This is a genomic window from Paraburkholderia sp. CNPSo 3076, from assembly GCF_026343935.1.
GTDB lineage: Bacteria > Pseudomonadota > Gammaproteobacteria > Burkholderiales > Burkholderiaceae > Paraburkholderia > Paraburkholderia nodosa.
In genome coordinates this window covers 212,300-224,604 of sequence record NZ_JAPMAL010000004.1, presented here as the reverse complement: position 1 = coordinate 224,604, position 12,305 = coordinate 212,300, and the positions used below count along the sequence as shown (strand labels likewise).

Sequence of the window (12,305 nt, the reverse complement as noted above, 5' to 3'; positions counted from 1 at the left end):
ATCAATGCGGTAACGGCAGGATACGGAAATTCTGAAGAGCGTAAAAATGGGAGCCGAAGGATTTCCGGCAAGCACATGGCGGGCATTGTCCGCGAATTCATTCAACGTTTGCGTGTGTTATCGATCACGCCTCACTCTGGCATCGCTTTAGACGACATCGATATGTTATATAGGCGCAGTGCCTACTCTCGCCGAACCTGCATGCCGCTCCTCGATCTGCGCACGGTCATCCTGATGTCTTCGGTTATGCCAGGACTCATGGCAATCGCGTTGTTCTCGCTGGCCCGAAGCTTTCCTCAGAACATACGCGGCGTCCGTCATTGGGCATCAGGTGCGCTGGTGGTCAGCGTATCGGTACTCCTCCTCGCGTTTCGCGGCAGCGTGCCGGACTGGCTTTCGATCCTGGTTGCGAACTGCGGAATCGTCTTTGGCGCGGGGCTGGGACTCGTTGGCACCCAGCTCCTCTATGGGTGCCGACCCAGTTGGCGCTTCGTCTCGCTGCTCGTCTTCGTTGCGGCGGCCGGCACGACCTGGCTGTGGCTGGTCCATCCATCGGTTGCGGGCCGCACGATCGTGATCACCGGGGTGCTCGCGGTACTCTACGGCACGCACGGCGTGGTTATGCTCCGCCTGGGTCGACCCAGCCGCACGGCGCTTTCCATTGGCGCACTGCTTCTTGCCGAATCCGCAGTTGCGGGCGCACGCTGCATCTCCGTCGCGCTTGCGACGAGGGGCCTACCCGATCTCTTTCATCCGGAGTGGATGCAGACGGTGTATCTCACCGCGGGCGCCGCGTTTTCCCTGCTCGTGACAGTGGGCCTGCTGCTGATTGCCATGGAGCGGTTACGCATCCAGCTCGAGCGGCAGTCATACCGCGATCCGTTGACAGGTTTGCTCAACCGCCGCGCGCTCGCGCTCGCATTCGAAGAGGAACGTGAACTGGCGAAGCGTAACGGGGCCGTGCTCTCCATGCTCCTGATCGACCTCGACCACTTCAAGCGGGTCAACGACGAGCATGGGCACGATATGGGAGACAACGTCCTGATCGACTTCGCGGAGCGCGCCAGCGCGGCAATACCGGCGTCAGCGTATCTCGCGCGCTGGGGAGGAGAAGAGTTCGCCGTGCTGCTGCCGGCGCTCGCCCTCCAAGACGCTCATCGGCTGGCCGAAGCGATCTGCGCGCGAATCTGCGAGCCCGGCTTCACTGCGCCCGTGATTCGATACACATGCAGCATCGGCGTGGCCTGCCTTGCCGCCGCCGAAGCGACGATCCAGCAACTGGCGCGCGATGCCGACACGGCGCTCTATCACGCCAAGCATCTCGGCCGTAACCGCGTGGAGATCTGCGACCGCGCATTTGCCGCCTGAAACAGCCAGGCAGCCCGGTAGGCGACGAAATCAGTTCTTCACCGGGAAATACCAGAGATTGCGGTCGGTATAGCCGAACTGTCTGATGATCGATGCCAGCGTGCCGTCGGCCCGCATCTCGTCGAGCGTTCGCGACACCGCGTTGTTCAGATCGACGTCGCCCTTGCGCAACGCGTAGCGCGCGTACCCGTACTCCTGCGGCAGCGGCCTGTAGTCAGCCACCATTTGCATGGCGGCAGAGGGATGCTGCTTCAGGAATTGCCCGATCTTGATGTCGTCTTCCATCGCAACGTCGATGCGCCCCGCGATCAGATCGGAGAACTCCGCCTCGTTGCTCGTGTAGAGCTTGAGTTCCTTCAGGTCCTTGCGCCCTTCGAGCAACTGGTGATTGATGCTCCCGCGCACCGTGCCGACGGTATGCCCGGCAAAGTCGTCCCACCCATGAATCTTCGACGGATTGCCACGCTGTACCGCGATGCCCGATCCGTACCAGTATGCCGGGCTGGTGAATGCCACGACGCGCAAGCGCTGCTCATTCTCGTGCAGGTTGTCGACGATGACGTCGGCGCGGCCGGCGAGCAGCGCCGGAATCATCGCGTCGAACGGCACGATATCCCACGTGACCCTCGTGATCTTGAGTCGCTTCGTGATTTCGCGGAAGATGCGCACGTCCGCGCCGTCGAACGTGTGTGTTTTTTCGTCCCGGAAGGTCGACGGCGGATCGGCGGCGATCACGAGCGTGATGCCGTTCCTGATGGCGTGCGCGTACGATCCGTCTCCGCCATCGAAACGCACGTCGCTGATTGCGGTGTTATCAGCCGCATGAGCATTGGACAACAAGGTTGCAACACCCATCAATATCGATGCAAATGCCAGCGTAGCCTTACGCATGAAACGCCCCGAATTAGTTAGTTATCCAGATGTGGTGAATCGATCGTGTTAATCGCCTTGCTGCCTCGCGCGCGAGCGCGCCGGTCATCGCGGACGCACTACGGCGTTCGCCGTGCGCGTGGTGCCCATCTTGCGCTCGAGCCAGTGCACAACCAGGGCGCTCGGCCAGGAAAATGCCAGATAAAGCGCGCCGACCAGCGTGAATATCGTGACGTACTGGAAGTTCGTCGACGAGATGATCTGGCCGGTGAACATCAGCTCCTTGACCGTCACGATCGACACGAGCGAGGTGTCCTTGAAGAGCGAAATCGCATAGTTGCCGAGCGGCGGTACGACGATACGAATGGCCTGGGGAAGCACGATCAGGCGCAGCGTCTGGCCGCCGGACATGCCGAGCGCCTTCGCGGCCTGCGTCTGGCTCTTCGGCACCGCTTCGATGCCCGCGCGATACACCTCGGCGAGATACGCCGAATAGTTGATCGACAGCCCGATGACACCTGCCGTGAACGGCGCGAAGCGAATCCCGAATGAGGGCAGCACGAAGTAGATGTAGAACAGTTGCAGCAGCGCGGGCGTGCCGCGAATGACCTCGATATACACCGATGCAATGGCTCGCGGCAGCCGCGCGCGGCTGATTCTGGCGATGGCGAGCAGCAGGCCGAACGGCAGGCTGAGCGCCAGGATGCTAAAGGTCAGTTCGATGCTCGTGAGCGCTCCTTTGAGCAGATCGGGCAGATAGCTGCTCACGTCGTGCAGATCGAAAAGATCGAAAAAGGTGGTCAGCATAGGTCCTCGCCCCGTCGCGGGGGCACCAGTGATCCGCCAGGAAGATGCGCGCCAGCTCGCCGCGTTACGCGCCAACCCGCGCGCCGAGCATCCGGCTGATGCGTTCTGCATGGTTGCGCAGCGTGCGCCCCAGCGCGTGCAGGTCGTCGTCATCCAGTCCGTTCTTGAGCGTCGTCACGCTGATCGCAGCCACGCCTTCGCCGTCGCGGTTCGTAATCGCCGCGCCGACGCAAACCACGCCCAGATTGTCTTCTTCGTCATCGAATGCGTAGCCGCGCTCGGCGACCAGGATCAGATCCTTCATCAGCTCCGCGGGTGTCAGGCGGGTGTACTCGGTACGGCGCGGCATGCCGGTATGCGCCAGCAGCTTGACGACCCGCGCCGGCGGCAATAGCGCGAGCAGGGATTTGCCGAGCGCCGAGCAATGCGGGAGTTCGCGTTGTCCGAGCGCGGACGCGATCCGCACGATGCCCGGCGCCTCGACACGGTTGATTGCGACTGCGTAGCCGTAGTCGTCGAGCACCGCAAGCCGGGATGTGAGACCGGTCGTGTCGGTCAGCTCGCGCAGAACCGGCATCGCAAGCTGGGATATGCCGACGTCTGCCGCCGCCCGGTCGCCGAGGTGCACGAGCGCAAAGCCGAGCCGATAGCGCCGTGAGCCGCCGAGGCGCACATCGGTGACGTAATGACGGGCGAGCAAGGTCTGCAATAACTCGAACGCCGTGCTCTTCGACACGCCGATTGCCGTCGCAATCTCGGCAACGGTAAGCCCCTCGTTATCGCTGCCCCCCAGCGTCTCCAGGACATCGAGCGCGCGGCTTACGCTGCGAAGCGCGTTGCGCTCCCCAATGGTTTGGTCCGTTTGTGTCATTTGTATTTCGTCTTTTATCCGCTAGCGGGCGGTCGAGCGTTTCAGCCAGCTTAGCGCTGCCAATATTGACAGTCATCAAGGTGGAAACTACCATAAATAACGCGCCGAACGACGTTCGGCCTAGCCGAACAAAATATTTATTCGGCATACGGGACGCCTGATTCATGGCGTGCCTTACCCAGGTAAATGACAACAGGAGGCCGCAGGGCCGGTGGTGCGCTCGGGGCATGCATGCGCGGCGCCATATTCCGACGGCAAATAAAGATGGGAACAGTGTCAGAAAGGGGTTTGGACGGTGGCGGGGAACCGAGAAAGTCGGGCGCCTGGTCGTCGCAAGCCGCTCACAGCGATATCCTGCACATCAAATCGGTGATTCAGCGATTGTCTGCAGAGGACCTGAACGAGTCGCGTTTGCCGCCGGCTTATTGGCGAAAGCGCTTGCAGGAAATCATGCAAAGCCATCAATTGTCGAAAAGCCAGTTCGACGAAATCGACCGGCTACTCGCGACATTGAAGGAGTAATGGCGCACGGCAACGGCGACGGCTCACACGGCCGTCTTACGAACGACTAGCAGGCAAAAAGCGAATTCGCGGCGCGCACCGATTTACGGTCAATAGCCTGCAACCGCCACTGCCATGCTGTTTCGTTGCACGCGCTGTTATCCGACCAGCGCGCATCGCCATGGCCCGAGCGGACTTCCTGCCGCTCGTTCAGGCTGAGACCGCGCATGGTGCAAAGGGGTGCATCGGTTTGCGGGGCGCATAAGACCGTCTCGTCGCCGCCACCGCGGACGTCGCCCCACGAAGGCAGGTTGACACCTTCATGTGACTCGCGCGACCAGCGTTTCTGGTCGAGATCGATCCACACTAGGGCGAATTCGTGTTTGACTGCCGGGTTGGAACCATTGATCAGGATGGTCAGTCGCATGAGCACTCCGTGCAGTGCGGCTCGTTAGTGGGATCGCGGCTCGAATCGCAAGTTGTCAGTCTAGAAGTTCCGCGATGGAACGCAAGCGGATTTTCCATATATTGGGAAAACTCCGTGATGCGGATACGCACATAACGCGTAGGTCCAACCGAGATTCGATGACGGCGGCGCAGCTTCGGTTCGCCCGGGGGTCGGAATGGGTTCTCCGCATCCTTGCGTCCGATCTGGTCTATGCTCATGAAATCATATGATCTGAATCGGGGAGACGACGTGCTCACGTCCGCCAGGGGCGACAAGTTCTGGACCGCCGGCATTTTGCGCCGCATTTATGTTCTCAGGGTCCTGGGCTACGCGATCGGCTCCATACCCGTCCTGGCCTTGCTGCACGTGCAACATGCCCCGGCGCTGCTCTTCTTCGGCGTTCTTGCCATCTGTCTCATCTGGCCGCATGTCGCTTATTTGCGGGTACGCACTGTCGCTGACGATGCACTCCGCAAAGAGAAATGGAGCCTGCTCTTCGATTCGGCTTTTGGCGGCTGGCTGGCCGCGGCGGTTCATTTCGAACCGGTCGCAACCGTCGTCATCCTGTTGATGTTTGCGCTCGACACCATGGCGGTGGGTGGTTGGCCGGTCTTCGTCGCCGGGTTGGGCGCGAGTGCGGCGGGCCTTATCGCGGGAGCGGCAATCTTCGGTATCGCCGCAACGCCGCTGGACGTACGGATCGCGCCGGTGTGGCTGCCCATCATCTTTATCTATCCACTCCTTTTCGCCAAAACGACCCATGACATGTCAGTCAGGCTTCTCGATCGGTCGCGCCGTTTACGCGAACTCAGCGAATGCGACAGCCTGACCCGGCTCGCGAATCGTTCGGCGCTCAGCGCACGATTGCAGGCACTCCTTACTGATCCCGGCCGCCACGGCGAGTCCGTCTACGTTGTGTTCCTCGACCTGGACACGTTCAAGACCGTCAACGATGCGCTCGGGCACAGCGTCGGCGATCAACTGCTCGTCGAAGTTGCCGGGCGTCTGCGAGCCTGCGCCCGCCCGGGCGACATTCTCGGTCGCTACGGCGGCGACGAGTTCATGATCGTTGCGCCGCGCGGGCGGGACGACACACGCTTCGATCTGCCCGATGCCGTGCTCGCGGCGATCGCGAAGCCGGTGCTCGTCGGCAGAAATGAGCTCGTGGTGAGCGCGAGCGTCGGCATCAGCGTGTTTCCAGCGGATGGAGACAATGTCGAAACGCTGATCTCGTGCGCGGACATGGCGATGTACGCGGCCAAGAGTCGTGGCCGCAATTGCTGGGATCGCTATCGACCCGAAATGCGCGAGAACGCTGACGTAAAGCTCATCCTTTCGGCGCGTCTGAGAAAGGCGATCGAAGCAGGTACGCTGCGCGTGGACTACCAGCCACAGGTCGACATGCGCAACGGCCGGGTGCTTGGCGTCGAATCCCTTGCGCGTTGGCACGATGAGATTTACGGCGAGATCGCCCCTGCCGAATTCGTGTCGATGGCGGAAGCTTCGGGATTTGTCGCGACGCTCGGCGAGTGGGTGCTGCGTGAGGCTTGCCGTCAGTCGGCGCTTTGGAGGCACATGGGGATTGCGCCCGTGCGCATATCGGTCAATCTGTCGCCGCTTCAGTTGCAACGCACGGATATTGTCGAGACATTTCAGGCCATCCTGCAGGAGACGGGCGTCGATCCGACGGACCTCGAACTCGAGGTCACCGAGACTGCGTTGATGAAGCAACCGGAGATCGCCGCGCGCCGCCTTCACGAATTTCGCCGCGCGGGTATCCGTATTGCGATCGACGATTTCGGCATGGGCTACTCGAGCCTGAGTCAATTGCGCGCGCTGCCGGTCGATCGCATCAAGATCGACCGTACGTTCATGCAGGGCGTCGGGGAAACGGACACCGGTGCGATCGTGAAGGCGATCGTTACGCTTGCGCAGACGCTCGGTTTATCCGTCATCGCCGAAGGTGTGGAGACGCTCGCGCAGCAGGAGTTCCTGCTCGCTCTCGGTTGCGTGGAAGCGCAAGGATTTCGCTTCAGCAGACCGCTCGATGCCGGGAGCATCACGCGTGTGCTCGCCGACGGCAGCCCACTACCGCGGCCTTCGCTTGCCACGGTTGGCGAAAACGTCATCGTCTGAGCCGCGCAGCGCCGCGCGGGCAAGCAACGCCTGAAAGTCCACGCAAGTGCATGCTATGCTGGCGTCACGTGACTTGCCAAAACCCACAATACTCCAGCGCATCAGCGACATCAAAAAGTCCGTGTGCGGTCGTTGTGAATATGCCGCCCGACCCGGCTTGTGGTCCGCACGCCGCTGATACGCTGAAAACGCAATGACAAGCGCCATGCATAAGCCGTTCTCCATTCTTTTCGTCGATGACGACGAGATGTCTCGTACCCACTTCGCGCGCGCCATCCAGGGGCTTTACCCGGTCCATCTCGCGCGCAACGCCGACGAAGCCATCGAGATACTCGAGGAACACGGAGCGGACATCGCTGTCCTGGTGACCGACTTCCGCATGCCGGTCAGCAATGGCGATCAGTTGCTGCGTGAAGCCGCCCAACGATATCCCCATATCGTGCGGATTCTGGTGACCGCTTATGCCGACAAGGACATGTTGTTGCGTACGGTGAATACGGGCGGCGTATTTCGCATCATCGAAAAGCCGCTGCGGATCGAAACGGTACGCGAGACGCTGCGCGAAGCGATTGCGCAGTGGACCGAGCGTGAAACGCGTCAGCATCAATTGCTGGCGATGGACGAGACGCTTGCGTTCCTCGCGCACGAGTTGAACACGCCTCTGGCGACGATCGCACTGATTGCGCAAACCATCGAAAACGGCAGTGCCGGCGAGTCCGATCCGATGTCCCAGAGCAAGGTCGCCGATGCGGCAACCTCAATGCTCGCCAATGCGCAGTACTGCATGACGCTGATCTCTTCTTTCTGGGCGAGCATCATGCGATCTTTTGGCGGCGGCCTCGAAATCGACTCCACCTTGGGCGTCGGGACGACCGTCACCATGCGCTTTGGCACCCGCAAGGAACGCGCGAAAGCAACTGGCACGGAACGGCCGCTCGAACCTCAGTCCTCGCTCGATACGCCCGGCTGATCGACCGGGCTTATCGCAGCCACAAAATACTGATGCAACGCGTCGGCCGAGCGGTTCCCCAGCGCGGTGGTCTGGTCGAACCAGTCGGTCTCGACCGGCCATTGGCCATCGAGAACCCGCGGATAGATCTGCTTCACATACAGGTGCAGCGCTTTCGCGCCGATGTTCCCGCTGATACCCAAAAGAACGTGCAGCGTCGCATGCACTGCCCGGATGTCACCGGCCTCTACACTGCTTGCAAGCTGCGCCAGTAGCGAGCGGATTTGCGCAATGCCCTTGAGGAAGGTCTGATCCAGCATGTCGAGCGACGCCAGTTCGTCGAGGTGTGCCTCATCGAGCAGGTCGTTTTCCGCGATCGCGGCCCGATTGGCAGCGCGATTTGCAACCCGCATGACCGGCACCACCGGCCGCTCGCGTTTCTCCGGGACGCTCGCCACGCGCAAGTGTGCAAACTGCCGTGCGAGGCAGGCATAGAGCACGCCGACCTGCACGGGTTTAGTCATGACCTCGTTCATGCCCGCTGCGAGACAGGCCCTGACCGCCGCCATATCGGACTGGCCGGTCAGGGCCACAATTGGCATCTCGCCATACTCGTCCACGCGGGCGCGAATCCACGCTGCCGTCTCCACGCCGCCCATGCCGGGCATGTTCATGTCCATCACGATGGCGTCGACGTTGCCACCGCCCTGCAGGCGCGCCAGCACGCCCTGTCCGTTTTCCGCCTCCACGACGCTGGCGCCACATCGCTCCAGATAGCTCTTCGCCACCATCCGGCTGTAGGTGTCGTCGTCCGCGACGAGAATCGTCTTGCCGGCGAATCCGTCAAAGCGTGGGTGGCGCAAATGGCGATCGCCGCTTTCCATGAGTTTCTGCAGCGTACTCACCAGCTCCACCATGCGTATGGACTTGCTGATCGTTGCGTCCATGCCGGCACCCTTCGCGAGCACACGAGCCAGGTTGTGAGCTTCCGCCGTATAGCCGACCACAAGAAGGCTGCCGCCGGCCAGGTCGGCATCGGAACGGATCTTCTCCGTGGTCGTGTAGCCGTCGAGACCCGGCATGTTGATGTCCATCAGCACGAGATCGTAGGCGGAACGCTCTCGAAGGAGCGTCAGCGCGCGTTCGCCGCTCTCCGCTTCGACAACCCGGGCGCCCACCCCTGAAAACGCGTGGCAGACTTTCTCGCGTATCACCGCGTCATCGTCCACAAACAGTATCGCCTTCCCGCTAAAGAAATCCGTGGCGCGCGCGAGAAGCGTCTGCCGGTAAGCCGCGATTTCGCTCTCCGGTATGGCAGGAAAATCGAGCGTAAACTGGGTGAATCTGCCCGGTTCCGAACGGCACTCGATCGTGCCGCCGAACGAGCGCATCGCACGCTGGCAGTAGGCGAGCCCCAAACCCGTGCCGGCAGAATTTCCCTGGGTACGGAAAGGCTCGAACAGATGGGACATCATCTCGGCTGCGATGCCCGGTCCCGTGTCGTGAACGATCACCTTGTTCCGGTCGACAGTCAGCGTAAGTGTTGCCGCGGGATGCGCCGCCATGTGATGCAGCGCATTCTTGATCAGATTGAACAAGGTAAACAGATAGACGGTCTCGTCGACCTTGAAGGTAAAGTCTTCGAGGACCATCAGTTTCACGCGGCTGCGCTCCTTCCCGCCGCTAAAGCCGTACTCGTCGAGCGCCTTGCGTGTCGCCTCCGCGGCGCTCGCATAGTTGAGATTATCGGACTGCATGGGCTTGGCGCTGACTTCATCGAGCGTCATCGCGATGATTCTCAGCCCGCGATCGATCGCCAGCTGTCCGTGCGCAACGTGCTGCGAGAGCGAAGCCACCGCGTCGACCGGCAACGCCGGCGAGGGCCTCGACTCAGCCATCGCGGGCAGCGCCTCCTCGACGCGGTCGAGCACGTACCTGAGCTGGCTGAGCGGATTCCTCATTTCATGGGCGATCGTGCCCGCGAGCGCCCGAAGTGCGCCGTTCTTTGCCTGCGCCGTGATCCCCCGCATGTTGCTGTAGCTGAATGTGAGGCCCGCACTGATGCCGAACGCAAACACCGGCAGGTAGGTGTAGAGCAGCAAATGGCCGTCGACGTGAAGGGACTCCGGATTGACAATCCACGCGCAGAAGATGGCGAGGCCAACCCCGAGGGCGAGATTCAGCGCCAGCGCGACGAACGACGGAAATATCGCAATCAGGAAAAACATCATCCCGACTTCCGCCATCGACCAGATCATCGAATAGTGGCCGGTTATCAGGTAGTAGGTGAAAAAGAACGGTAGCGTATAAGCTACCGTCAGGAAGTAATACCACGGCAGGAAAGGCACTGCTGCTGCGGGCCAGAAGCGGCGCAGCAGCAACAGCAGACAGGCGAGCGCGCCGATCACCCGCATCAGCGTGCTTTCGTTGGGTTGGGGGTCGATGTACGTCCACCACAACCAGTACAGCGGATGTCCGATTGTCCCGATGACGCCCACCGCAAGCACGCTAAGGTCCGACAACCCGTACGCGTCGCGAACCCGCTGCTTCAGATAGCGAACGCCTCCTGCAATGCCTTTCATATCGTTCTCAATAAACTGATACCGCGCCTCAGAACAGGAAGCTGCTCACGTTGAACGACATGCCGGCGCTGCCGACCCAGCACATCGCCCTGTCGCCCCGCTTTAGCTTCCCGGTCTCCTTGGCCATTGAAATCGCGGCCGGAATCGAGGCGGAAACGAGATTTCCGGTATCCGGATAGATGTGATACATCTTATCGTCGATGCCTGCCTTCACGCCGTAGCCGTGCCACGCGGCCTTTGAGGAGGCGTGCGTAAACACGATGTCGATGTCCTTTTTGGGAACGGCCAGTCTGGAGAAGACTTCGGAAAGCTCATCTGAATTCTTGTGCAGTTCGTGGCCGAACGAGGTGAACCGCATTTCGCCGTTCTTGCCGATACGGTCGGTGGGGTGGCAATACCCCTCGTAGCCAGGAATCGGAATCGTGCACAGGTCCGAGACATCCGGCTTGCCGCGAAACGCGAAGCTGAAGTTGTCCGGCTCCTTCGCCACCACCAGCGTGGCCGTCGCCGCTTCGCCTATCGTAAACGACGGCAGCGTGTATTCGACCTGGGCGTGATGCTTGAGCGCGAAATTCGAGGGATAGAGCGGTCCCCCTGCGAGCATATTGAATTCGGCATTCACGATCATCGCGTTTTTATACTGGCCGGTCTTGAAGAGGCTGTCGACAATCGACATGGCCCGCGTCCAGCTCATGCAGGCATCGACAACATCGAAGCATTCGGCATTACCAAAGCCGAGCGTGCTCGCCATCATGTGACTGTTGCCCGGCTCGAGGAACCCTCTGCCGATGCCGACGAAGATGAACAGCTCGATGTGCTCCGGCCTCAGATATGTTTCCGATAACACCTTGCGCGTCGCCATCGCGACGTGATCGATCGGCGACTCGTGGCTGTCGCACCAGCGACGATGGACCAGACCGCTCCGGTCAAGCAGTGTCTTGATGGTTCGCACGGTCCTGTCGATGTCGCCATCGAAAGCTGTAGAGTGGGACCGGATCATATCGACAACTTCTTCGTTCGTGACGAGCCTCGAAGGGAGACTGACTGCGACGTTCTTGATAAGCATAGAGAATCCGTGAATCGCGAAAAGATGGATGAGTAAAGGTCTCGCGCGTATGGCACGCGGATACCTGGACACCAGATATCCGGCCGGACGGCCCCCGTACGTTAGCGCCCCCACCGTTTATCACGAATTCCCCCTCTTCCCTACGCGTTGACTTTCAGCGGCCGGGCCTCGAGCGCCCGGCGCTCGTCGCCATGCTCCCGGGAGCCTGCCTGCCGCCCTCCCATCCTTTCAATTCACCTTTTGACTGCCTGCGCCATTCGGCGACGGCTCAGGCTTCACAGCTCATGTTCGGTGCATACTTCGCGGGAGTCACCCCGAACGGAGTATCGGCAACATTGAGTGGAACTTGAGAGTCGGGCGATCCCGTACTGCGCACCTGCGCAAGACCGGCTTAATGATTTGGAGTGAAGCGCTTCGATGCCGTACTCGCCTACATCGAAACGAATATCGATGGGGATCTCTCAGTGGAAGCGCTGAGTCGCGTCGCGAATTTCTCGAAGTTTCATTTTCATCGGCAGTTTGCCGCCTATGTGGGAGTGCCAGTCGCACGCTTCGTGCAGCTGATGCGCCTGCGCAAGGCGGCACAACGCCTCGCTTCACGTGAGTTCTGTTCGGTGCTCGATGCCGCGTTCGACGCGGGCTTCGACAGCCCTGAAGCCTTCAGCCGCGCTTTCAAGCGCGCGAACTCGTCATTCCGGGCGACCGAT

General features: G+C 61.0%; 10 protein-coding genes and 1 pseudogene. 5 read left to right on the top strand and 6 right to left on the bottom strand.

Going from position 1 to position 12,305, the window contains the following annotated elements; all coding sequences use genetic code 11:
• Nucleotides 1–75: 75 nt before the first annotated feature.
• Nucleotides 76–1,368, top strand: coding sequence for a GGDEF domain-containing protein (locus M3A49_RS06865; protein ID WP_266228023.1), 1,293 nt, complete (start codon nucleotides 76–78; stop codon nucleotides 1,366–1,368).
• A 30-nt stretch (nucleotides 1,369–1,398) separates the two neighbouring features.
• Here the strand turns inward: M3A49_RS06865 and M3A49_RS06860 are convergent, their stop codons facing one another.
• From M3A49_RS06860 to M3A49_RS06850, 3 genes are all read right to left on the bottom strand, one after another.
• Nucleotides 1,399–2,163 carry a substrate-binding periplasmic protein gene (locus M3A49_RS06860; protein ID WP_266228022.1) on the bottom strand — a complete coding sequence of 255 codons (765 nt, stop codon included), beginning with the start codon at nucleotides 2,161–2,163 and terminating at the stop codon, nucleotides 1,399–1,401.
• A 180-nt stretch (nucleotides 2,164–2,343) separates the two neighbouring features.
• On the bottom strand, nucleotides 2,344–3,045 hold the full coding sequence (ehuD, locus tag M3A49_RS06855) for an ectoine/hydroxyectoine ABC transporter permease subunit EhuD (RefSeq protein ID WP_266228020.1): 702 nt from the start codon (nucleotides 3,043–3,045) through the stop codon (nucleotides 2,344–2,346).
• A gap of 64 nt (nucleotides 3,046–3,109) precedes the next feature.
• On the bottom strand, nucleotides 3,110–3,916 hold the full coding sequence (locus tag M3A49_RS06850) for an IclR family transcriptional regulator (RefSeq protein WP_266228019.1): 807 nt from the start codon (nucleotides 3,914–3,916) through the stop codon (nucleotides 3,110–3,112).
• Between the two features lie 264 nt (nucleotides 3,917–4,180).
• On the opposite strand from M3A49_RS06850, the gene M3A49_RS06845 reads away from it, so the two are divergent.
• On the top strand, nucleotides 4,181–4,438 hold the full coding sequence (locus M3A49_RS06845; RefSeq protein ID WP_266228018.1) for a hypothetical protein: 258 nt from the start codon (nucleotides 4,181–4,183) through the stop codon (nucleotides 4,436–4,438).
• Nucleotides 4,439–4,484: 46 nt separating this feature from the next.
• Here M3A49_RS06845 and M3A49_RS06840 read toward each other — a convergent pair whose 3' ends face one another.
• A complete protein-coding gene (locus M3A49_RS06840) occupies nucleotides 4,485–4,844 on the bottom strand; it encodes a DUF3564 family protein (RefSeq protein WP_266228017.1) in 360 nt (119 codons plus the stop codon).
• A 270-nt stretch (nucleotides 4,845–5,114) separates the two neighbouring features.
• Here M3A49_RS06840 and M3A49_RS06835 point away from each other — a divergent pair, with 270 nt between their 5' ends.
• Both M3A49_RS06835 and M3A49_RS06830 read left to right on the top strand, forming a co-directional pair.
• Nucleotides 5,115–7,001, top strand: coding sequence for a putative bifunctional diguanylate cyclase/phosphodiesterase (locus tag M3A49_RS06835; RefSeq protein WP_266228016.1), 1,887 nt, complete (start codon nucleotides 5,115–5,117; stop codon nucleotides 6,999–7,001).
• Between the two features lie 193 nt (nucleotides 7,002–7,194).
• The gene (locus M3A49_RS06830) at nucleotides 7,195–7,971 is read left to right on the top strand and encodes a response regulator (RefSeq protein WP_323183112.1); all 777 of its coding nucleotides are present in this window, start codon (nucleotides 7,195–7,197) and stop codon (nucleotides 7,969–7,971) included.
• On the opposite strand, the gene M3A49_RS06825 is transcribed toward M3A49_RS06830, so the two are convergent.
• Together M3A49_RS06825 and M3A49_RS06820 are read right to left on the bottom strand one after the other, a co-directional pair.
• Complete coding sequence (locus M3A49_RS06825; RefSeq protein ID WP_266228015.1) at nucleotides 7,944–10,532, bottom strand: hybrid sensor histidine kinase/response regulator; 2,589 nt, start codon at nucleotides 10,530–10,532, stop codon at nucleotides 7,944–7,946. The two genes, M3A49_RS06830 and M3A49_RS06825, sit on opposite strands and share 28 nt — an antisense overlap.
• A 28-nt stretch (nucleotides 10,533–10,560) precedes the next feature.
• Complete coding sequence (locus tag M3A49_RS06820; protein WP_266228014.1) at nucleotides 10,561–11,670, bottom strand: 3-oxoacyl-[acyl-carrier-protein] synthase III C-terminal domain-containing protein; 1,110 nt, start codon at nucleotides 11,668–11,670, stop codon at nucleotides 10,561–10,563.
• 332 nt (nucleotides 11,671–12,002) lie between these two features.
• On the opposite strand from M3A49_RS06820, the pseudogene M3A49_RS06815 reads away from it, so the two are divergent.
• Nucleotides 12,003–12,281: pseudogene (locus tag M3A49_RS06815) on the top strand (helix-turn-helix domain-containing protein); the annotation flags it as partial.
• Between the last annotated feature and the right edge of the window lie 24 nt (nucleotides 12,282–12,305).

Excerpts from the sequence above, each read along its gene's own strand:
- M3A49_RS06865 (WP_266228023.1), top strand. The coding sequence starts at position 76 with ATGGCGGGCATTGTCCGCGAATTCATTCAACGTTTGCGTGTGTTATCG.
- ehuD (WP_266228020.1), bottom strand. The coding sequence starts at position 3,045 with ATGCTGACCACCTTTTTCGATCTTTTCGATCTGCACGACGTGAGCAGC.
- M3A49_RS06850 (WP_266228019.1), bottom strand. The coding sequence starts at position 3,916 with ATGACACAAACGGACCAAACCATTGGGGAGCGCAACGCGCTTCGCAGC.
- M3A49_RS06845 (WP_266228018.1), top strand. The coding sequence starts at position 4,181 with ATGGGAACAGTGTCAGAAAGGGGTTTGGACGGTGGCGGGGAACCGAGA.
- M3A49_RS06840 (WP_266228017.1), bottom strand. The coding sequence starts at position 4,844 with ATGCGACTGACCATCCTGATCAATGGTTCCAACCCGGCAGTCAAACAC.
- M3A49_RS06830 (WP_323183112.1), top strand. The coding sequence starts at position 7,195 with ATGACAAGCGCCATGCATAAGCCGTTCTCCATTCTTTTCGTCGATGAC.
- M3A49_RS06825 (WP_266228015.1), bottom strand. The coding sequence starts at position 10,532 with ATGAAAGGCATTGCAGGAGGCGTTCGCTATCTGAAGCAGCGGGTTCGC.